Origin of the sequence: Streptomyces flavofungini (assembly GCF_030388665.1) — a bacterium.
Lineage (GTDB): Bacteria > Actinomycetota > Actinomycetes > Streptomycetales > Streptomycetaceae > Streptomyces > Streptomyces flavofungini_A.
The window spans coordinates 6,566,478-6,586,424 of the sequence record NZ_CP128846.1 but is presented as its reverse complement, the minus strand read 5'-3'; the positions used below and the strand labels follow the sequence as shown (position 1 = coordinate 6,586,424).

Sequence of the window (19,947 nt, the reverse complement as noted above, 5' to 3'; positions counted from 1 at the left end):
GACACAGCGAAGGAACAGCGTGGCTTCCGGATCCGATCGCAACCCGATCATCATTGGCGGCCTTCCCAGCCAGGTCCCGGATTTCGATCCAGAAGAGACCCAGGAATGGCTCGACTCCCTCGACGCCGCCGTCGACGAGCGCGGCCGCGAGCGGGCCCGCTATCTGATGCTCCGCCTGATCGAGCGCGCCCGCGAGAAGCGCGTCGCCGTGCCCGAGATGCGCAGCACGGACTACGTCAACACGATCGCCACCAAGGACGAGCCGTTCTTCCCCGGCAACGAGGAGATCGAGCGCAAGGTCCTGAACGCGACCCGCTGGAACGCGGCCGTGATGGTCTCCCGCGCGCAGCGCCCGGGCATCGGGGTCGGCGGCCACATCGCCACCTTCGCCTCCTCGGCGTCGCTGTACGACGTGGGGTTCAACCACTTCTTCCGCGGCAAGGACGAGGGCGACGGCGGCGACCAGATCTTCTTCCAGGGGCACGCGTCCCCCGGCATCTACGCCCGCGCCTTCCTCCTCGACCGGCTCTCCGAGCAGCAGCTCGACGCGTTCCGGCAGGAGAAGTCCAAGGCGCCGTACGGCCTTTCGTCGTATCCGCACCCGCGCCTGATGCCGGACTTCTGGGAGTTCCCGACGGTCTCCATGGGCCTCGGCCCGCTCGGCGCGATCTTCCAGGCGCGGATGAACCGCTACATGGCGGCGCGCGAGATCGCCGACACCTCCAAGTCGCACGTCTGGGCGTTCCTCGGCGACGGCGAGATGGACGAGCCGGAGTCGCTCGGGCAGCTGTCCATCGCCGCGCGCGAGGGGCTCGACAACCTCACCTTCGTCGTCAACTGCAACCTGCAGCGCCTGGACGGCCCGGTGCGCGGCAACGGCAAGATCATCCAGGAGCTGGAGTCGCAGTTCCGCGGCGCCGGATGGAACGTCATCAAGCTGGTGTGGGACCGCAGTTGGGACCCGCTGCTCGCGCAGGACCGGGACGGCATCCTGGTCAACAAGCTGAACACCACGCCCGACGGCCAGTTCCAGACGTACGCCACCGAGACCGGCGCCTACATCCGCGAGCACTTCTTCGGTGACGACCAGCGGCTGCGCGCCATGGTCGAGGGCATGACCGACGACCAGATCCTGCATCTGGGCCGCGGCGGTCACGACCACAAGAAGATCTTCGCGGCGTTCTCCGCGGCCAAGGCCCACAAGGGTCAGCCGACGGTGATCCTGGCCCAGACCGTCAAGGGCTGGACGCTCGGCCCGAACTTCGAGGGCCGCAACGCGACCCACCAGATGAAGAAGCTGACGGTCGACGACCTCAAGGCCTTCCGCGACCGGCTGCACCTGCCGATCACGGACAAGCAGCTCGAGGACGGCGCGCCGCCGTACTACCACCCGGGCCGGGACTCGGAAGAGATCCAGTACATGCACGACCGCCGCAAGGGCCTCGGCGGCTACGTCCCGACCCGCGTGGTGCGCTCCGAGCCGCTGCGCCTGCCCGAGGACAAGACGTACGCATCCGTGAAGAAGGGCTCCGGGCAGCAGTCCATCGCCACCACCATGGCGTTTGTGCGGCTCCTGAAGGATCTCATGCGGGACAAGGAGATCGGCAAGCGTTTCGTGCTGATCGCGCCCGATGAGTACCGCACCTTCGGCATGGACTCGTTCTTCCCGAGTGCGAAGATCTACAACCCGCTCGGCCAGCAGTACGAGGCCGTGGACCGGGATCTGCTGCTCGCCTACAAGGAGTCCCCCACCGGGCAGATGCTGCACGACGGCATCTCCGAGGCGGGCTGCACGGCATCCCTGATCGCCGCGGGCTCGGCCTACGCCACCCACGGCGAACCGCTGATCCCCGTGTACGTCTTCTACTCGATGTTCGGGTTCCAGCGCACCGGTGACCAGTTCTGGCAGATGGCCGACCAGCTCGCGCGCGGATTCGTCCTGGGCGCGACCGCGGGACGCACGACCCTGACCGGTGAGGGCCTGCAGCACGCCGACGGGCACTCGCAGCTGCTCGCCTCGACCAATCCGGGCTGTGTCGCCTACGACCCGGCCTTCGGCTTCGAGATCGCGCACATCGTCCAGGACGGCCTGCGCCGGATGTACGGCTCGTCGGCGGACCACCCGCACGGCGAGGACGTCTTCTACTACCTGACGGTCTACAACGAGCCGATCCAGCACCCGGCCGAGCCCGAGGACGTGGACGTCGAGGGCATCCTCAAGGGCATCTACCGCTTCAAGGCGGGCGAGCAGGGCGCCGTACCGGCGCAGATCCTCGCCTCCGGCGTCGCCGTGCCGTGGGCCGTCGAGGCCCAGCGGATCCTCGCCTCGGAGTGGAACGTCAAGGCGGACGTCTGGTCGGCGACCTCCTGGAACGAGCTGCGCCGCGAGGCCGTCGAGGTGGAGCGGCACAATCTGCTGCACCCCGAGGAAGAGCAGCGCGTCCCCTATGTGACGCGGAAGCTCACCGGCTCCGAGGGGCCGTTCGTGGCCGTCTCCGACTGGATGCGCTCCGTGCCCGACCAGATCTCCCGCTGGGTGCCGGGCACCTACCAGTCGCTCGGCGCGGACGGCTTCGGCTTCGCGGACACGCGGGGCGCCGCCCGCCGCTTCTTCCACATCGACGCCCAGTCGATCGTGGTCGGCGTGCTCACGGAGCTGGCCCGCGAGGGCAAGGTCGACCGCTCCGTCCTGAAGCAGGCGATCGACCGCTATCAGCTCCTGGACGTGGCGGCGGCCGACCCGGGCGCCGCCGGGGGCGACGCCTGACGGTCGGCACAACCGGCATGACTGGCGTATGAACACCTCATCAGCGCGCGAAGGGTGGCGGGCCCCGTGGCCGCCGCCCTTCGGGCTTTCTACGATGCGGTCATGAAGGAACAGTCGGCACAGGTCCGTTGGGAGCGCCGGACGCAGCGCCCGCTGCTCGCGCTCTCCGTGGCCTTCGCGGTCGCCTACGCCGTGCCCATAGTCAGGCCCGGGGCGGGCGAGTCCGTGACGAACACGTGCACCGCGGTGGAGTGGTCCGTCTGGGGCGCGTTCGCCGTCGACTACCTGGTGCGGCTCGCGCTCGCCGAGCGCCGTGCCCGGTTCGTGCGCACGCACTGGCTCGACCTGTGCGCCGTGATACTGCCGATGATCCAGCCGCTGCGGCTGCTGCGGCTCGTGTCCACCCTCCTCCTTGTCGGGCAGCGGGCCCGGATGGCGTCACAGATACAGCTGACGACGTATGTCGTGGGAGCCGTGGTCGGTCTGCTGATGTTCGGCTCGCTGGCCGTGCTCTCGGTGGAGCGGGAGTCGCCGGACGGCAACATCAAGACGCTGGGCGACGCCGTGTGGTGGTCCTTCACCACGATGACCACCGTGGGCTACGGCGACCACGCGCCGACGACCGGGCTCGGCCGGGCGCTCGCGGTCGGCCTGATGCTGTCGGGCATCGCGCTGCTCGGTGTCGTCACCGCCAACATCGCGGCGTGGTTCATCGCCCGGTTCGAGAAGGACGACGCCGAGGAGCGCCGTCAGACCGCCGCGATCGAGGCCCTGACCGCGGAGGTCATCGCCCTGCGCGCGCAGGTCAGCACCCTGTCCGGGGCGACCGTGCAGACCACCGTGCCCCGCCGGGCCGCGGCCGACGGCTCCGTCGGCGAGGCGGGGCCGCCGGTCAGCTCTCCCAGATCTTGAACGCCCGCACCTTGTAGGGCGACTGAGGGGCCCAGGTGCCGTTGCCCGGATAGGTGTTGAACTCCCCCGTCTCGGCGCACTCCGCCGACTGGTACGTCGTGACGGGCCGGCCGGTGCGGTTGGCGATGGCCTGCGCGCTGCCCCCCTCCGGCAGCGCGACACAGCTCTCGATGTCCGTACCGGCCAGCTCGTACGTGTGCCGCTGGCCCTTGAAGCCCCCCTTCTCCCAGAGGCACAGCTCCCCGGGGCCGCAGCCGCCGAGCCGTGGCGGCCCGGCGGCCCCGGCGTGCGCGGGTGTCAGGACCACGGCGGCAAGGGCGGCCGTGGTCAAGGCCAGGACGGCCGTGGCTCCGGCCGCGGCGGCGGGCAGGGTGGATCGCGTGATCGTCCGCATGTGTGTCAACCCCCGTGTCGTATCGCTCACTTGTCGCCACTCTCGACCGGGGGACACAGGCCCGGAAAGGGGTTCTCGTCCCGCTCACCCTGATAGGCGAAAGCCCCCCGAGCGGACCCGGAGGGCTTTCCCTGAGACGGCTTTCCCCGGCTACGGGATTTCCCCTAGAGGTGCGCAGCACCGGAGATGCGCAGCACCGGAAAGGGGTGCGCAGCCCTGGAAAGAGGTGCGCAGCACTGGAAACGCGCGGCCCTAGATGTGCGCGGCGCCGGCACCCGCCTCCGCGTTCGCGCCGCGCTTGGTCAGCGTCGCCACCACCGCCGCGATGACGCCGACGACCCCGGCGACCGTGAAGGCCACGCCCATGCCCGACATGAACGTGTCGTGCACGACGTCCGTGATGGTGCCGAGTACGCGCTCGTTCACGCCTGGGGCCTGGCCGACCTGCTCCGGCACGGACCCGGTCGCGGCGGCCTTGTCCAGGCCGGGCGGCGGGGTCCCGGGCAGCCCGGCGTCCTGCCAGTCGCCCTTCAGGTCGGAGTCGACGGTGTGGGACATGACCGCGCCGAGGACCGCCGTGCCGAGGCTGCCGCCGACCTGCATGCCGGCCTGCTGGAGGCCGCCCGCGACGCCGGAGAGCTCCAACGGGGCGTTGCCCACGATGACTTCGGTGGCGCCGACCATGACGGGGGCGAGGCCGAGGCCGAGGAGGGCGAACCAGAGGGACATCGGCAGCGTGCCGGTGCCCGTCGTCATCGTGGTCATGCCGAACATCGCGACCGCGGTGCAGACCATGCCGCCCACCAGCGGCACCCGCGGCCCGAACCGGGTGATCAGGGCCCCGGCGAGCGGCGAGGAGACGATCATCATGGCCGTCAGCGGCAGCAGGTGCAGGCCGCTGTCGACGGGGCTCATGCCGTGCACGTTCTGCAGGTAGAAGGTGACGAAGAACAGCCCGCCCATGAAGGCGAAGGCCATCAGGACCATCAGGGCGGTGCCCGCGGACAGCGGCACCGAGCGGAACAGGCCGAGCGGGATCAGCGGCTCGGCGACCCGGTTCTCCCACCAGGCGAACAGCGCGAAGCACACGGCGGAGGCGCCGAGGAACGCCCACGTCCTGCCGCTGTCCCAGCCCCACGGGTCGCCCGCCTTGATGAGCGCCCAGATCAGGGCGAACATGGCCGCCGAGAGCAGCACGATGCCGGGCACGTCGAAGGAGCGCGGCGCGTTCCGCGCCCGGTGGTCCTTGAGGATCAGCACGCCGAGCACCAGCGCGAGCACGCCGACCGGCACGTTGATGAAGAACACGGACTGCCAGTTGACGTGCTCGACCAGGACGCCGCCGAGGATGGGGCCGCCCGCGGTGGAGGCGCCGATGACCATGCCCCAGATGCCGATGGCCATGTTGAGCTGCGCGGCCGGGAACGTGGCCCGAAGGAGGCCGAGCGCGGCCGGCATCAGAAGCGCGCCGAACAGCCCCTGGAGCACGCGGAAGGCGATGACCAGGGAGACGCTGCCGGACAGGCCGATGGCCCCGGAGGCGAGGGCGAAGCCGACCACGCCGATGAGGAAGGTCTGGCGGTGGCCGAAGCGGTCGCCGAGCTTGCCGGCGGTGATGAGCGCGACGGCGAGCGCGAGGAGGTAGCCGTTGGTGATCCATTGGACGTCCGCGAGGGAGGCGCCGAGGTCCTTGGTGATGGCGGGGTTGGCGACGGCCACGATCGTGCCGTCCAGGGCGACCATCATCACGCCGATCGCGACGGAGAACAGCGTGAGCCACGGATGGCCGCGCAGGCCGCGCCGGCCGTCAAGTGCGCTGGGCTCAGCGGAAGTCGGGACGGGTTCCGGCGCCTCGTCCGCCTTGTCGACGGTGGTCTGACTCGTCATGCGCCGAGGTTAATGTCAGTCGCTGACAGTTGACAGGGGGCGACATAAGTCGGTCGCTGTCATTTAGCTCACAGGCGCGCCCTCACGGGTATGGTGAGCTGGCCAAACGGGCGGGAACAGCGGAGGAGACGGGGTGTCGGGCGTGACCGGTCCGGGCTTGCGCGCACGCAAGAAGCAGCGCACGCGTGACACTCTGCTGCGGGCGGCACTGGAGCTGTTCACCACCAAGGGGTACGAGGAGACGACGGTCGACGAGATCGTCGAGGCCGTCGACGTCTCCCAGCGCACGTTCTTCCGGCACTTCGCGGGCAAGCAGGAGGCCGCATTCGCCATGCAGGAGATGGTGGAGGCGCGGTTCCTGCGGGCGCTGCGCGAACGCCCCGCGGACGAGGCCCCGTTCGCGGCGCTGCGCGGGGCGGTGCTCGGCTCCTGGGACGCGGTGGGCGAGGCCGTCGAGGCCGTCGTCCCGGTCGAACTCCACATGCGCACCTACCGGATGATCGAGTCGACCCCCGCGCTCCTGGCCGTCCACCTGCGCCGCTCCATCGAGGTGGAGGAGCAGGCCGCGCAGCTGATCGCCGAACGCGAGGGCGTCGACCTCGCCGTCGACCCGCGCCCCCGGGTGGCGGTCGCGGCGTTCAGCGGCGTCATGCGGGTCACCGGACGCCTGTGGGGCGCGGGCGAGGACATCAGCGTCGACTCGATCCGCGCGATCACGGAGTCCCATCTCGACCACCTCGGCCCGGCGCTCGCCGCGGACTGGCGCGAGGACTGACCGGACCGGCGCGAGGACTGACCGGGTCGGCGACGAGGCCCGCCGAGGACCGCTCGGGGGCCGCTCGAGGACCGCGTGAGGACCGCGTGAGGACCGCGTGGGGGCCACCGCGCTCCCGCACCGACGGCCGACGCCCCCCACCCGCGCACCCGCATTGAGTGACCACGGCACACCCCGAGTGACCGCGCGCCGCACGCGCGCCTCGTACGCGCCTTACGCACAGAGCGTGACGAACTCGCAAGGGAAGTGTCCGCTTCACCACAATTACCCCTCCAGAAACGTGATCTGCCTCACCCCGTGCACGGGAGGCTTCGCGCTTCTCCTAGGGTGTCCCGCAGTGACTTCCTTCGACTCCTCCCCCCAACTCGGCGTCTGGCGCGCTCTGCTCGCGCTCACCGTGGTGTTCGTCATGCTCGCGACCACCGGCTGGACCGCGGTACGTCAGCACAGAGGCGCGGGCTCGCCCCTCGAAGCCACCCTGGCCGCCTGGGACCGGGGCCGCATCGACGGGCGTGACCTGCCCGACTCCGGCGCCCCCGCGGCCAGGATCGCGCAGTTCTTCGCCTCGCTCACCGCACAGCAGCGCACCCGGCTCGCCACCCGCTATCCCCTCGCCGTCGGCAACATGAACGGCGCCCCCGTACAACTGCGATACCGCGCGAACCGCGTCGCCCTGCACCAGGCACGCGCGATCGAGAAGGAACGCGTCCACGACGACCGGCTCTCGCCCGTGGGCAAGCAGGAGGCGGAGCGCAGGATGAAGCGGTTCGGCGTGATGATGCGCCCCGAACGCCAGGTCCTCGCCTTCGACCCGATGGGCTCGGGGCGCATGGCCGAGGTCTACGGAGACCTCGACCGGGCCCGACGGGTCTCGGTCGTGGTGCCCGGAGTCGACACGAACGTCCTCACCTTCGAGCGCACCCAGCGCAAGTACGCGGCGCCCGTCGGCATGGCGCAGTCGCTCTACCGCGCGGAGCGCGCGGTGGACCCGCGCGTGCGTACCGCCGTGATCGCCTGGGCCGACTACACCGCGCCCGTCGGCCTCGGCGTGGACGCGGCCACCTCGATGCGCGCCGACGACGGGGCGGTCCGCCTCGACTCCCTGGTGAGCGCGCTGCCCGGCCGGGCCGCGGTGGCGCTCTACTGCCACAGCTACGGCTCCGTGGTGTGCGGGGTCGCGGCCCCCCGGCTGCCGTCGCGGGTCACCGACATCGCCGTCGCGGGCAGCCCCGGCATGCGCTCCGACAGCGCCACGGACCTCGGCAGCCGCGCGCGGATCTGGGCCGCACGGGACAGCGACGACTGGATCCAGGATGTGCCGCACATGGAAGTCGGCGGGCTCGGCCACGGCGCCGACCCCGTCTCCGCGGGCTTCGGCGCGCGCGTGGTGTCCGCCGACCGCGCCCGCGGCCACACGGGTTACTTCGAGCCGGGCACGGACAGCCTGCGCAACTTCGCCCAGATCGGGGTCGGCGCGTACGACAAGGTGCGCTGCGCCCATAAGTCCGTGGCCTGCCGGGAAGGTATGTCCGGTACGACAGCGGCCTGACGCGCGTAGAAATCGACGAAACAGCGGCCCGCCGCAGGAGAGACGGAGAAGCGCGTGCCGCATACGATGAGCCGCATGGGTGATGTACTGGCCGGATTTCACGCCGCCTGGGAGTTCGAGTCCGACTCCGTGCTCATCCGCTTCGAACGGGGGATCCGTACGCCGAAGCTGTTCCAGGCTCTCGGTGAGCGCCGCATCCCTCATGAGGCGATCGCGGGGGTCACGCTCTCACCGGGCAAACGCGGGACGGTCGTCCTGCACGCCGTCCCGAGACCGGGCGCCGATCCGCTCATGGAGGCGGCGGCGGGACAGCTCAAGGACGGCTCCGATCCTTACCGCCTGGTGCTCCCGGCAGAGCGCGAGACGCTCGCCGAGTACTACGCGGACGAGCTGCGCGCCGCCCTCCCGGCGGCAGAACCGGGCCCGGCGGACCGCCATCTGGTGGCCCCGCCCGAGGCGCCGCTGCAGTTCAAGGCGTACGACGGGAAGGCGTCCTTCGACGGCAAGGCGGTGGCCTTCCGCTGGTTCTGGACGGGGGCCTCGTCAGCGAAGTGGAAGGCCGGTGACCAGAGCTTCCTGGTCACCGACCTGAGCGGGGTCGAGTGGCGCTCGCCGGAGGTCTTCGAGGGCCATCTGCGGCTGCTGCGCCGCGAGTCGCCGGTCGCCCAGCCCGCGCAGGCGGACCAGGATCCGGCGGCCGTCGTCTTCGGCCTCGGCTACGGCCCCGTGCACGAGTCGCTGCCGTTCGCCGCGTCCGTCCTCGCCGCCGTGCGGGCCTCGGGGCCCGCGCCCGCCGTGGTTCCCGCGGCGGCGCCCGCCGTCCGGCGTGATCCCGCCGATATCGCCGAGCGGATCCGGCATCTCGGAGAGCTGCATCAGGCCGGGCTGCTCACGGACGACGAGTTCACTGCCAAGAAGGCGGAACTGCTGGCCGAGCTGTGACGGGCCCCTGGGCCTTGGGGGACGTCGGGGTCCGGGTGGGCGGTTCTGGCCTTTGCCGTCCGCGGGTGCGCGGTGGCTGGGCGCGCAGTTCCCCCGCGCCCCTTACGGGGCACGGCCGCGCCCCTTGCGGGGCCTCCTACTCCCTGCCCGCCGACGTGAACGTCATGTCCGCGTACCTGTCCCCCGACACCCAGGCCGCGATCGGGTCCAGGAGGGCCAGTTCGGTGGGGGTCAGGGTGAGGCGGGTGGACGCTGTGTTCTCCTCCAGGCGGGTGCGCTTGCGGGTGCCGGGGATGGGGACCACCGGGAGGTCGTGGACCTCGGCCCGCTGGTGCACCCAGGCCAGGGCGACCTGGGCCGGGGTCACGTCGTGCGCGGCGGCGACCGTGCGGACCGGGTCGAGGAGGGCCGCGTTCGCCGCGGCGTTGGCGCCGGTGAAGCGGGGCTGCTGGCGGCGGAAGTCGCCCTCGGTCAGCTCCTTGTCGGCGCTCACGAAGGAGCCGGTCAGAAAGCCGCGGCCGAGCGGGGAGTACGGGACGAGGGTCACGCCGAGCTCGGCGGCGGCCGGGACGACGGCGCGCTCGATGTCGCGGCTGAACAGCGACCACTCCGACTGCAGGGCGGCGATGGGGTGCACGGCGTGCGCGGCGCGCAGCTCGTCGCCGGTGACCTCGCTGAGCCCGAGGTGCTTGACCTTGCCCGCGGCGACCAGCTCGGCCATCACGCCGACGGTGTCCTCGATCGGCACCCCCGGGTCGCGGCGGTGCATGTAGTAGAGGTCGATGGCGTCCACGCCGAGGCGGCTCAGGCTGGCGTCGACGCAGGCCCGTATGTACTCGGGCGCGTTGTTGATGATCCGCTTCGTGGGATCGGCCGGGTCGATGGCCAGGGCGAACTTCGTGGCGATGACGACCTCGTCGCGGTGCGCCGCGAGGAAGGGGGCGAGGAACTTCTCGTTCTCGCCGCTCGCGTAGGCGTCGGCGGTGTCGTATAGCGTGACACCCAGGTCGAGTGCCCGCTCCAGGGTGGACCGGGCCTCGTCGGCGTCCGTCGGGCCGTACGCGAAGCTCATGCCCATGCAGCCGAGGCCCTGGACGCCGACCTCGGGGCCTGCCGTGCCGAGCCGGGCGGTGTTGATCTTCACTGGGTCGTGCCTCCGCTGGGGTTCAGGGATTGCTGGGGGATACCGGAGCCAGGGATTGCTGGGGATGCCGGGGCCGCCGGCTCAGGAGTAGATGTCGATCTTGTGGTCCAGGACGGCGAGCGTGCCCTGGAGTTCCGCGATGCGGGCCCGGACGTCCCTGCGGGTGCGCTCCAGGAGCTCCCTGCGCTGCGCGAAGGTGTGGTCGCCCTCGCGGACCAGCTCCGCGTAGCGCACCATGTCGGCGACCGGCATGCCGGTCAGGCGCAGCTTGCCGACGAAGTTCAGCCAGTCCAGGTCGCGGTTGCGGTAGCGGCGCTGGCCCGTGTGGGAGCGGTCGATGTGCGGCATCAGGCCGATCCGCTCGTACCAGCGCAGGGTGTGCGCGGTCAGACCGGTCACCGCGACGACCTCGCTGATCGTGTAGTGGTCCTGCCCGTCCGGGCGCGGATGGGCGGGCGGGGGCGCGCAGATCTCGGGCGCGGCCGGGTCGTGGGCGGAGGCGGGTGCGGGTGCGGGGGTGGTCTCCATCACCGTCATGGCCCCCACGCTAGAACCTTGGAGCGCACTCCAAGCAAGGGTGTTCCGAAAGATCGTCGGGCGGGGCGCAATCCACGGGACGGCGCCCGGGTGCGGTGGCTTCCGCGCGGCCCGTGAATCCTGTACGACGCGCCGCGGCGGCGGACGCCGGGCCGCTGTACGCCTCGCTCGGGTTCGTCCGCGAGTCCGACCCCTCCACGCAGCTGGAACTCACGGGCGCTTAGGCTCGTACGCATGCAGAGCCTGGCGTTGATCGAGAACTGGCCGGTCCCGACCGCTGCCGCCGCCGTCGTCCGCGCGGACGGCACCGTCGCCGGGACCCGCGGGCCCACCGGGCAGCGGTTCGCCCTCGCCTCCGTGACCAAGCCCCTCGCGGCGTACGCGGCGCTCGTCGCGTACGAGGAGGGGGCGATCGAGCTCGACGAGCCCGCCGGGCCCGAGGGGTCGACCGTGCGGCACCTGCTCGCGCACACCAGCGGGCTCGCCTTCGACGAGCACCAGGTGGCGGCGGCACCGGGGACGCGGCGGCTGTACTCCAACGCCGGGTTCGAGGTGCTCGGCGACCACATCGCCAAGGCCACCGAGATCCCCTTCGCGGACTATCTGCGCCAGGCCGTCCTGGAGCCGCTCGGGATGACCTCGACGTTCCTGGACGGCGGGGCCTCGCCCGCCAAGGACGGGGTGTCGACCGTGGACGACCTCGTGCGGTTCGCCGCCGAGGTGCAGCAGCCCCGGCTGCTCGACCCCCGGACCGTCGCCGAGGCCATGACCGTGACTTTCCCCGGACTCAAGGGCGTGCTGCCCGGGTACGGGCATCAGAACCCCAACGACTGGGGGCTCGGATTCGAGATCCGGGACGGGAAGTCGCCGCACTGGACGGGGAGTTCCTCCTCGCCGCGGACCTTCGGGCACTTCGGGCAGGCGGGAACGTTTCTGTGGGTGGACCCCGACGCGGGGGCGGCGTGCGTGGCCCTGACGGACCGGGCGTTCGGGCCGTGGGCCGCGGAGGTCTGGCCCGCGTTCACGGACGCGGTGCTGGCCGAACTGTAGGTACGGGCACGCCCGGGCCGCCCACAGACCGCCTAACCCATCTCCCACACCAGCAGCTCCGCCCGCCCGTCGTACGACACCACGTCGAGCCCCGCCTCCCCCGTCAGCCTGGCCGAGTCGCCCGGGCCCAGCTCCTCGTCCGCCAGGGCCACCTCGCCGTCGACCACGTGGACGTAGACCGTGGGAGCGTCGGGGAGGGCGGTGCGTTCGCCGGGGCCGAGGCGGCGGACGTGGAGGAGGGCGGAGGCGGCGGGAACGGCGTAGGGCGTGGAGTCGGCGATGCCGCGGACGATGTCGTAGGACGGGGGGCCGCCGGGGTCCCGGGGCGCCAGCCACATCTGGAGGAACGTCAGCGGCTCGGGGCCCGCGTTGCGCTCGACGTGCCGCACCCCCGCGCCCGCGCTGAGGTGCTGGACGTCGCCGCGACGGACGACGGACTCGTGGCCCGCGGAGTCGCGGTGGGTCAGCTCGCCCGCGACGACCCAGGTGACGATCTCGGTGTGGCTGTGCGGATGCTCCTCGAACCCGGCGCCGGGCGCGAGGTGTTCCTCGTTGCAGGCGAGGAGCGCGCCGAAGCGGAGGTTGTCGGGCTCGTAGTAGGGCCCGAAGGAGAAGGCGTGGAAGGAGTCGATCCCCGCCATGGGGTCACCCCCGGGATACCGCTCACCGGCACGTCGTACTTCCATCACGCCCCCACCGTAGACCCGGCCCCGCACACCGCCGTCCCGATAAGGCAGTCTTGTCCCCGTGCCCGAACCTGAAGCGAACTCAGCCCACCAGGACGCCGGAGCGGACGCCCGGCGCGGCGGCCGCGCCCACGCGCACACCGCGACCCTGAAGCGCCTGGAGAAGTCGTCCGGCAGCCTCGCGGCGCAGGCGATCGCGCGCATGGACGAGACGCTGTCCTGGTACCGGGCCATGCCACCGGAGAACCGCTCCTGGATCGGCCTCGTCGCCCAGGCCGGCATCGCCGCGTTCACCGAGTGGTTCCGGCACCCCGACGCCCCCCAGGCGATCTCGACGGACGTCTTCGGCACCGCGCCCCGCGAGCTGACCCGGGCGATCACGCTGCGCCAGACCGTGGAGATGGTGCGGACCACCATCGAGGTCATGGAGTCGGCGATCGACGAGGTCGCCGCGCCCGGCGACGAGTCGATCCTGCGCGAGGCGCTGCTCGTCTACGCCCGCGAGATCGCGTTCGCCACCGCGCAGGTGTACGCACAGGCCGCCGAGGCACGCGGTGCCTGGGACGCGCGCCTGGAGTCGCTCGTCGTGAACGCCGTGCTCTCCGGGGAGGCCGATGAGGGTGCCGTCTCCCGGGCCGCCGCCCTTGGCTGGAACTCGCCGGACCACGTGTGCGTGGTGCTCGGCACGGCCCCTGACGGTGACAGCGAGCTCACCGTGGAGGCCATCCGGCGGGCCGCCCGGCACGCCAAGCTCCAGGTCCTCACCGGCGTGCTCGGCACCCGCCTGGTCGTCATCGCGGGCGGCAACGACAACCCGCTGGCGGTGGCGAAGGCCCTGATCGGACCGTACGCGGCCGGGCCCGTGGTGGCCGGGCCCATCGTGCCCGACCTGCTCGCCGCCACCCGCTCCGCGCAGGCGGCCGCCGCGGGTCTGAAGGCGTGCGGTGCCTGGCAGGACGCGCCGCGCCCCGTCCTCGCGGACGATCTGCTGCCGGAGCGGGCGATCGCGGGCGATCCGGCGGCCCGCGAACAGCTGGTGGAGGAGATCTACAGACCGCTGGAGGAGGCCGGTTCGGCGCTCCTTGAGACCCTCAGCGTCTACCTGGAACAGGCGAGCAGCCTGGAGGGTGCCGCACGGATGCTCTTTGTGCATCCCAACACCGTGCGCTACCGGCTTCGACGTGTGACTGACGTCACCGGCTGGTCCCCCTCGGATGTGCGCTCGGCGTTCACTCTGCGCATCGCGCTGATCCTGGGACGTCTCGCGGACGGTGATCCCCAGGCCTAGGCATTTGTCGGGGCCCTACAATTCCCTCAGCGGTTCTTCGTCCCTGTCCCCACGGGCGGTTCGTACTGTCCACAAGAGAGAGTGTGAGAGTGCTCGTACTCGTCGCTCCCGGCCAAGGCGCTCAGACGCCCGGCTTCCTGACCCCCTGGCTCGACCTCCCCGGCGCCGCCGACCGGCTCGCCGCCTGGTCGGACGCCATCGGGCTCGACCTCGCCCACTACGGAACGCAGGCGGACGAGGACGCGATCCGTGACACCGCGGTGGCGCAGCCGCTGCTCGTGGCCGCCGGATTGCTCTCCGCCGCGGCACTGGGTGACATCGCGCCCGGCGCCGTCGCCGGGCACAGCGTCGGCGAGATCACGGCCGCCGCGTACGCCGGTGTGCTCACCGAGGACGACGCCCTGCGCTTCGTGCGCAAGCGCGGACTGGCCATGGCCGACGCGGCCGCCGTGACGGAGACCGGGATGGCGGCGCTGCTCGGGGGCGACCCCGAGGTCACCCTGCCGCACCTGGAGAAGCTGGGCCTGACCCCGGCGAACGTGAACGGCGCGGGCCAGATCGTCGCCGCGGGCACCGCCGAGCAGATCGCCGCGCTCGCCGAGGACAAGCCGGAGGGCGTCCGCAAGGTCGTGCCCCTGAAGGTCGCGGGCGCGTTCCACACGCACCACATGGCACCCGCGGTCGCCGCGCTCGAGGACGCCGCCAAGGGCCTTGAGGCCGCCGACCCGCGCCTGACGTACCTCTCGAACCGGGACGGCAAGGCCGTCGCGAGCGGGGCCGAGGTGGTCTCCCGCCTGGTCGGCCAGGTCGCCAACCCGGTCCGCTGGGACCTGTGCATGGACACGTTCCAGGAGCTCGGCGTGACGGCGCTGATCGAGGTGTGCCCCGGCGGCACGCTGACCGGTCTCGCCAAGCGCGCGCTCAAGGGTGTCAAGACGCTCGCCGTGAAGACCCCCGACGACCTCGACGCGGCCCGCACGCTCGTCGCCGAGCATTCCTGAGCGAGACAAGGAGCCGTAGCGCATGTCGAAGATCAAGCCCAGCCAGGGCGCCCCGTACGCGCGGATCATGGGCGTCGGCGGCTACCGGCCCACGCGTGTCGTACCGAACGAGGTCATCCTCGAGACGATCGACTCGTCCGACGAGTGGATCCGCTCCCGCTCCGGCATCCAGACCCGGCACTGGGCCTCCGACGAGGAGACCGTCGCCGCGATGTCCGTCGAGGCGTCCGGCAAGGCCATCGCGGACGCGGGCATCACGCCCGAGCAGATCGGCGCCGTGATCGTCTCCACCGTCTCGCACTTCAAGCAGACCCCGGCCATCGCCACCGAGATCGCGGACAAGCTCGGCACGGGCAAGCCCGCCGCGTTCGACATCTCCGCGGGCTGCGCCGGCTTCGGCTACGGCCTGACCCTCGCCAAGGGCATGGTCGTCGAGGGCTCCGCCGAGTACGTACTCGTCATCGGCGTGGAGCGGCTGAGCGACCTCACCGACCTGCACGACCGGGCGACGGCGTTCCTGTTCGGCGACGGTGCCGGCGCGGTGATCGTGGGCCCCGCCAAGGAGCCGCGGATCGGTCCGACGGTCTGGGGCTCGGAGGGCGACAAGTCCGACACGATCAAGCAGACCGAGTCGTGGGAGGCGTACCGCGACGGCGCCCCCGACAAGTTCCCTGCCATCACGCAGGAGGGCCAGGCGGTGTTCCGCTGGGCCGTGTTCGAGATGGCGAAGGTCGCACAGCAGGCGCTGGACGCGGCCGGGATCACCGCGGACGACTTGGACGTCTTCATTCCGCATCAGGCCAACGAGCGGATCATCGACTCGATGGTGAAGACTCTGAAACTGCCGGAGCACGTCACGGTCGCCCGTGACGTGCGCACCACCGGCAACACCTCGGCCGCCTCGATCCCGCTCGCGATGGAGCGGCTCCTGGCGACCGGTGAGGCGAAGAGCGGCGACACCGCGCTCGTCATCGGCTTCGGGGCGGGTCTCGTGTACGCCGCCACGGTCGTTACCCTCCCCTAGGCACCTGCTGCGGATCTTCGGATCCACGCGGTTGCCGCCACACCCTCTGGATACATACGAAGGAGCGCCAAGATGGCCGCCACTGAGAAGGAGATCGTCGACGGTCTCGCGGAGATCGTCAACGAGATCGCCGGCATCCCGGTCGAGGACGTCCAGCTGGACAAGTCCTTCACCGACGACCTGGACGTCGACTCGCTGTCCATGGTCGAGGTCGTCGTCGCCGCCGAAGAGCGCTTCGACGTCAAGATCCCGGACGACGACGTCAAGAACCTGAAGACCGTCGGCGACGCGACGAAGTACATCCTCGAGCACCAGGCCTGACATCAGGTCCGAGCCTGACGACCGCAGGCTCGTACCGGCCGGGGCTCTTGCCAGCCGCCACCCGGCGGTGGCGCCGCCGCATCCGCATCTGAACCAAATCGTGGAGAGAGAAATCCAGTGAACTCGACCAATCGCACCGTGGTCGTCACCGGTATCGGCGCAACCACACCGCTGGGTGGCGACGCGGCATCGACCTGGGAGGGTCTGCTCGCAGGCCGTTCCGGGATCAGCCTCATCGAGGAGGACTGGGCGGCCGAGCTGCCGGTCCGCATCGCGGGCCGGATCGCCGTCGAGCCGACGGAGACCATCCCGCGCCCGCAGGCCCGCAAGCTCGACCGCTCGGCGCAGTTCGCGCTCGTCGCGGCCGACGAGGCCTGGAAGGACGCGGGCTTCACCGCGAAGGCGGGCGAGGACACCGCCGTCGACCCCGACCGCCTCGGCGCGGTCATCGCCTCCGGCATCGGCGGCGTGACGACCCTCCTCGACCAGTACGACGTGCTGAAGGAGAAGGGCGTACGCCGCGTCTCCCCGCACACGGTCCCCATGCTGATGCCCAACTCGCCCGCGGCGAACGTCGGCATCACCCTGAACGCCCGCGCCGGGGTGCACACCCCGGTCTCGGCCTGCGCGTCCGGCGCGGAGGCCATCGGCTACGCGATCGAGATGATCCGCACCGGCCGTGCCGACGTCGTCATCGCCGGTGGCACGGAGGCGGCCATCCACCCGCTGCCGATCGCCGCGTTCGGCAACATGATGGCGATGTCGAAGAACAACGACGACCCGCAGGGCGCGTCCCGCCCCTACGACCGCGACCGCAACGGCTTCGTGCTCGGCGAGGGCGCGGGCGTGATCGTCCTGGAGTCCGAGGAGCACGCCAAGGCCCGCGGCGCCCGGATCTACGCGGAGGCCGTCGGCCAGGGCATCTCGGCCGACGCGCACCACATCACGCAGCCCGAGCCGTCCGGCAACGGCATCGCGGCGGCGCTGCAGAACCTGGTCGACAACACCGGCCTGAAGCCCGCCGAGATCGTGCACATCAACGCGCACGCCACCTCGACCCCGCAGGGCGACGTCGGTGAGATCAAGGCGCTGCGGCAGGCGTTCGGCGACGACGTCGACCACATGGCGATCGCCTCGACGAAGTCGATGACCGGTCACCTCCTGGGCGGCGCCGGTGGCGTGGAGACCGTCGCGACGGTCCTCGCGCTGCACCACCGGGTGGCCCCGCCCACGATCAACGTCGACAACCTCGACCCCGAGGTCGACGCGGACATCATCGTCGGCGAGCCCCGCCCGCTGCCCGAGGGCACGATCGCGGCGCTGAACGACTCGTTCGGCTTCGGCGGCCACAACGTGGTCCTGGCCTTCCGCACGGTCTGACACACCGCTGCCTGCGCGCAGATGGCCCGCCCGGACTCTCCGGGCGGGCCATCTTTTTGAGCGAAGAGCACCGCAACCATCAATTGAGCAACCCCGACGGCGAGCAACCGGGTCCGCGAGAGCGGCGCCGGTTTGGGCGCAAAGTCAGACGACCTGGTGCAGCCAGCGCACCGGCGCGCCCTCGCCCGCGTACCGGAACGGCTCCAGTTCGTCGTCCCAGGGCTTGCCGAGCAGCTTGGCCAGCTCGGCCGCCAGGTCGCTCTCGCCGCCCTGGGAGCGGGCGAGGGCGGCGCGCAGCCGGTCCTCGGGGATCAGGATGTCGCCGTGGATGCCGGTGACGGCGTGGAAGATGCCGAGCCGGGGGGTGGCGCTGTAGCGCTCGCCCTCGGCCGAGGCGCACGGCTCGGCCGTGACCTCGAAGCGCAGCAGGTCCCATCCGCGCAGCGCGGAGGCGAGCTTGGAGGCGGTGCCGGCCGAGCCCTGCCAGGAGAACTCGGATCTCCAGGTCCCGGGTGCCGCGGGCTGTCGGATCCAGTCGAGGCTGACGCGTGCGCCGAGCACGCCCGCGACGGCCCACTCGACGTGCGGGCACAGCGCGCGCGGTGCGGAGTGCACGTACAGAACTCCACGTGTCGTCACCGGGACCTCCAGTGTGGGACGAGGTACGCCTTCCCCAGCGGCCTCGCGCCCGTGCCGAGCGATATTCCCCGAAAACGAGGAAAGTCAAAAAAGGGGACAGATGTGACGTGATGTAATTTAGCGGAACCGAGAAAATCGAGTGCCACTGGGTGGCGAGGCTACCGTGCGGCGAGGCAAGGAGTGTGACGTACCGTCGGTCCGCATGCCGGGAATCCCCTGGGTTTCACTCGCTGGGAGGCCCGGAAACCCCCGGTTGGGTGTCCCGGAGCCGCGGACTGGACATATCAGCACTCGGCGGGACGCAACCTGAACGGCCCGCACGACGTCACGTTGGACGACAGAGGGGACGAGGATGCGGAATTCAAGGCACCGCGCACGGGCCGCCGTCGCCCTCGCGACGGCGGCTCTCACCGGTTTCGCCACGCTCACCGCGTGTGACGCCTCGGGCGGCGACTCCGCGGCGCCGGGCGGTTCGTCGGCCCAGGACAGAGCGGCTCCCCAGCAGCCTCCCGCCTGGGACACCAGCCCTCGTTCCCTCGCCGCCGTCGGCGACTCCATCACGCGCGGCTTCGACGCCTGCTCGGTGCTCTCGGACTGCCCCGAGGCGTCCTGGGCGACCGGCAGCGACGACGGGGTGCGCAGCCTCGCGCGGCGGCTGCTCGGCAAGCAGCGCGCGGCGACGCACAGTTGGAACTACGCCAAGACCGGCGCGCGGATGGCCGACGTCCCGGAGCAGATGGCGCGGGCTGCGGCGCGCAAGCCCGAGCTGGTGACGGTGATGGCGGGCGCCAACGACGCCTGCCGCTCGTCGGCCGACGAGATGACCTCCGTCGCGGAGTTCCGCGCCGACTTCCAGGACGCCCTGCGCACGCTGCGCCGCGCCCAGCCCAAGGCGCAGGTGTACGTGGTGAGCGTGCCGGACCTGAAGCGGCTGTGGTCCACGGGGCGCACCAACCAGCTCGGCAAGCAGGTGTGGAAGCTCGGCATCTGCAAGTCGATGCTGGCCGACGCGGACAACATGGACCGGGCGGCCACCGCCCGGCGCCAGTCGGTGCAGGACCGCGTGGTGGCGTACAACGGCGTGCTCAAGGACGTCTGCGCGAAGGACCAGCGCTGCCGTTACGACGGCGGGGCCGTCTTCGACTTCCGCTTCGACGGGGACCAGCTGAGCCACTGGGACTGGTTCCACCCCAGCAAGGACGGGCAGGCGCGCCTCGCCGAGATGGCCCACAAGGGCGTCACGGCCGCCCGGCCGGGCGGGTAGCGACCACCTCCACCTCGATGAGCGCCTCCGGCTTGAACAGCCGCGGGACCGACACCGTGGTGCTGGTCGGCGGCGTCCCGGTGAGGTAGGCGCGGCGCACGGCGGCGTAGCCGGGCAGGTCGTCCATGTCCGTCAGGAACGTACGGATGTTGATGATGTCGGCGAGCGTCGCGCCGTGCGCCTGGAGGAGGGCGGTGAGGGCCGCGAAGACGCCGTGGCTCTGCTCGGCGATGTCCGCGCCTTCGGCGATCTGCCCGGAGAGGTACAACAGAGCGCTGCCGTCGGCGAGTTGGACGCGGGCGACCTGGGAGTAGGGGCCGAGGGGCGGGGGCGCGGCGGCGGGGTCGTCGAGGGTGACGTGCATGTACTCGGTCTCCTGAAGGTGAG

At 71.4% G+C, this 19,947-nt stretch carries 19 protein-coding genes; 12 read left to right on the top strand and 7 right to left on the bottom strand.

Annotated features, from left to right (window positions below; genetic code table 11):
* The first annotated feature begins 19 nt into the window (after nt 1-19).
* Together aceE and QUY26_RS28085 are read left to right on the top strand one after the other, a co-directional pair.
* Nucleotides 20-2,767, top strand: a complete 2,748-nt coding sequence (aceE, locus tag QUY26_RS28090) for a pyruvate dehydrogenase (acetyl-transferring), homodimeric type (protein ID WP_289951404.1) — start codon at nt 20-22, stop codon at nt 2,765-2,767.
* A 102-nt stretch (nt 2,768-2,869) separates the two neighbouring features.
* The gene (locus tag QUY26_RS28085) at nt 2,870-3,679 is read left to right on the top strand and encodes a potassium channel family protein (RefSeq protein WP_289951401.1); all 810 of its coding nucleotides are present in this window, start codon (nt 2,870-2,872) and stop codon (nt 3,677-3,679) included.
* Here QUY26_RS28085 and QUY26_RS28080 read toward each other — a convergent pair.
* Together QUY26_RS28080 and QUY26_RS28075 are read right to left on the bottom strand one after the other, a co-directional pair.
* Nucleotides 3,660-4,073 carry a peptidase inhibitor family I36 protein gene (locus QUY26_RS28080; RefSeq protein WP_289951400.1) on the bottom strand — a complete coding sequence of 138 codons (414 nt, stop codon included), beginning with the start codon at nt 4,071-4,073 and terminating at the stop codon, nt 3,660-3,662. The genes QUY26_RS28085 and QUY26_RS28080 overlap by 20 nt on opposite strands.
* A gap of 252 nt (nt 4,074-4,325) precedes the next feature.
* Nucleotides 4,326-5,960 carry an MFS transporter gene (locus QUY26_RS28075; RefSeq protein ID WP_289951399.1) on the bottom strand — a complete coding sequence of 545 codons (1,635 nt, stop codon included), beginning with the start codon at nt 5,958-5,960 and terminating at the stop codon, nt 4,326-4,328.
* A gap of 142 nt (nt 5,961-6,102) precedes the next feature.
* On the opposite strand from QUY26_RS28075, the gene QUY26_RS28070 reads away from it, so the two are divergent.
* From QUY26_RS28070 to QUY26_RS28060, 3 genes are all read left to right on the top strand, one after another.
* Entirely contained in the window at nt 6,103-6,735 is a 633-nt protein-coding gene (locus QUY26_RS28070) for a TetR/AcrR family transcriptional regulator (protein WP_289951398.1), read from the top strand.
* 337 nt (nt 6,736-7,072) lie between these two features.
* Complete coding sequence (locus QUY26_RS28065; RefSeq protein WP_289951396.1) at nt 7,073-8,284, top strand: alpha/beta hydrolase; 1,212 nt, start codon at nt 7,073-7,075, stop codon at nt 8,282-8,284.
* A gap of 66 nt (nt 8,285-8,350) precedes the next feature.
* Nucleotides 8,351-9,226 (top strand): DUF4429 domain-containing protein, encoded by an 876-nt coding sequence (locus QUY26_RS28060; RefSeq protein ID WP_289956114.1) that lies wholly within the window; start codon nt 8,351-8,353, stop codon nt 9,224-9,226.
* A 136-nt stretch (nt 9,227-9,362) separates the two neighbouring features.
* On the opposite strand, the gene QUY26_RS28055 is transcribed toward QUY26_RS28060, so the two are convergent.
* A complete protein-coding gene (locus tag QUY26_RS28055) occupies nt 9,363-10,304 on the bottom strand; it encodes an aldo/keto reductase (RefSeq protein ID WP_289956112.1) in 942 nt (313 codons plus the stop codon).
* Nucleotides 10,305-10,451: 147 nt separating this feature from the next.
* Nucleotides 10,452-10,907, bottom strand: a complete 456-nt coding sequence (locus QUY26_RS28050) for a MerR family transcriptional regulator (protein WP_289951394.1) — start codon at nt 10,905-10,907, stop codon at nt 10,452-10,454.
* A 234-nt stretch (nt 10,908-11,141) separates the two neighbouring features.
* Between QUY26_RS28050 and QUY26_RS28045 the strand changes: the two genes are divergently transcribed.
* Nucleotides 11,142-11,957, top strand: a complete 816-nt coding sequence (locus QUY26_RS28045; RefSeq protein ID WP_289951392.1) for a serine hydrolase domain-containing protein — start codon at nt 11,142-11,144, stop codon at nt 11,955-11,957.
* Between the two features lie 32 nt (nt 11,958-11,989).
* On the opposite strand, the gene QUY26_RS28040 is transcribed toward QUY26_RS28045, so the two are convergent.
* The gene (locus QUY26_RS28040; RefSeq protein WP_289956110.1) at nt 11,990-12,643 is read right to left on the bottom strand and encodes a pirin family protein; all 654 of its coding nucleotides are present in this window, start codon (nt 12,641-12,643) and stop codon (nt 11,990-11,992) included.
* A 61-nt stretch (nt 12,644-12,704) separates the two neighbouring features.
* Between QUY26_RS28040 and QUY26_RS28035 the strand changes: the two genes are divergently transcribed.
* The 5 genes from QUY26_RS28035 to fabF all read left to right on the top strand — a co-directional run bounded on the left by QUY26_RS28035 (nt 12,705) and on the right by fabF (nt 17,657).
* Nucleotides 12,705-13,931 carry a PucR family transcriptional regulator gene (locus tag QUY26_RS28035; RefSeq protein WP_289951391.1) on the top strand — a complete coding sequence of 409 codons (1,227 nt, stop codon included), beginning with the start codon at nt 12,705-12,707 and terminating at the stop codon, nt 13,929-13,931.
* A gap of 89 nt (nt 13,932-14,020) precedes the next feature.
* On the top strand, nt 14,021-14,932 hold the full coding sequence (locus tag QUY26_RS28030) for an ACP S-malonyltransferase (protein WP_289951389.1): 912 nt from the start codon (nt 14,021-14,023) through the stop codon (nt 14,930-14,932).
* Nucleotides 14,933-14,954: 22 nt separating this feature from the next.
* Nucleotides 14,955-15,956: a ketoacyl-ACP synthase III gene (locus tag QUY26_RS28025; protein WP_289951388.1), complete on the top strand. Its 1,002-nt coding sequence runs from the start codon at nt 14,955-14,957 to the stop codon at nt 15,954-15,956.
* Nucleotides 15,957-16,028: 72 nt separating this feature from the next.
* On the top strand, nt 16,029-16,277 hold the full coding sequence (locus QUY26_RS28020; RefSeq protein WP_030358543.1) for an acyl carrier protein: 249 nt from the start codon (nt 16,029-16,031) through the stop codon (nt 16,275-16,277).
* A 117-nt stretch (nt 16,278-16,394) separates the two neighbouring features.
* The gene (gene fabF, locus QUY26_RS28015; RefSeq protein ID WP_289951383.1) at nt 16,395-17,657 is read left to right on the top strand and encodes a beta-ketoacyl-ACP synthase II; all 1,263 of its coding nucleotides are present in this window, start codon (nt 16,395-16,397) and stop codon (nt 17,655-17,657) included.
* 144 nt (nt 17,658-17,801) lie between these two features.
* On the opposite strand, the gene QUY26_RS28010 is transcribed toward fabF, so the two are convergent.
* A complete protein-coding gene (locus QUY26_RS28010; RefSeq protein ID WP_289951381.1) occupies nt 17,802-18,296 on the bottom strand; it encodes a DUF3145 domain-containing protein in 495 nt (164 codons plus the stop codon).
* A gap of 352 nt (nt 18,297-18,648) precedes the next feature.
* Here QUY26_RS28010 and QUY26_RS28005 point away from each other — a divergent pair, with 352 nt between their 5' ends.
* Complete coding sequence (locus QUY26_RS28005) at nt 18,649-19,560, top strand: SGNH/GDSL hydrolase family protein (RefSeq protein ID WP_289951379.1); 912 nt, start codon at nt 18,649-18,651, stop codon at nt 19,558-19,560.
* On the opposite strand, the gene QUY26_RS28000 is transcribed toward QUY26_RS28005, so the two are convergent.
* Complete coding sequence (locus QUY26_RS28000; RefSeq protein ID WP_289951377.1) at nt 19,535-19,924, bottom strand: RidA family protein; 390 nt, start codon at nt 19,922-19,924, stop codon at nt 19,535-19,537. The two genes, QUY26_RS28005 and QUY26_RS28000, sit on opposite strands and share 26 nt — an antisense overlap.
* Between the last annotated feature and the right edge of the window lie 23 nt (nt 19,925-19,947).

Coding starts and splice junctions, on each gene's coding strand:
- QUY26_RS28085 (WP_289951401.1), top strand. CDS start 2,870: ATGAAGGAACAGTCGGCACAGGTCCGTTGGGAGCGCCGGACGCAGCGC.
- QUY26_RS28080 (WP_289951400.1), bottom strand. CDS start 4,073: ATGCGGACGATCACGCGATCCACCCTGCCCGCCGCCGCGGCCGGAGCC.
- QUY26_RS28075 (WP_289951399.1), bottom strand. CDS start 5,960: ATGACGAGTCAGACCACCGTCGACAAGGCGGACGAGGCGCCGGAACCC.
- QUY26_RS28060 (WP_289956114.1), top strand. CDS start 8,351: ATGAGCCGCATGGGTGATGTACTGGCCGGATTTCACGCCGCCTGGGAG.
- QUY26_RS28055 (WP_289956112.1), bottom strand. CDS start 10,304: ATGGGCATGAGCTTCGCGTACGGCCCGACGGACGCCGACGAGGCCCGG.
- QUY26_RS28050 (WP_289951394.1), bottom strand. CDS start 10,907: ATGACGGTGATGGAGACCACCCCCGCACCCGCACCCGCCTCCGCCCAC.
- QUY26_RS28045 (WP_289951392.1), top strand. CDS start 11,142: ATGCAGAGCCTGGCGTTGATCGAGAACTGGCCGGTCCCGACCGCTGCC.
- QUY26_RS28040 (WP_289956110.1), bottom strand. CDS start 12,643: ATGGAAGTACGACGTGCCGGTGAGCGGTATCCCGGGGGTGACCCCATG.
- QUY26_RS28025 (WP_289951388.1), top strand. CDS start 14,955: ATGTCGAAGATCAAGCCCAGCCAGGGCGCCCCGTACGCGCGGATCATG.
- QUY26_RS28020 (WP_030358543.1), top strand. CDS start 16,029: ATGGCCGCCACTGAGAAGGAGATCGTCGACGGTCTCGCGGAGATCGTC.
- QUY26_RS28005 (WP_289951379.1), top strand. CDS start 18,649: ATGCGGAATTCAAGGCACCGCGCACGGGCCGCCGTCGCCCTCGCGACG.
- QUY26_RS28000 (WP_289951377.1), bottom strand. CDS start 19,924: ATGCACGTCACCCTCGACGACCCCGCCGCCGCGCCCCCGCCCCTCGGC.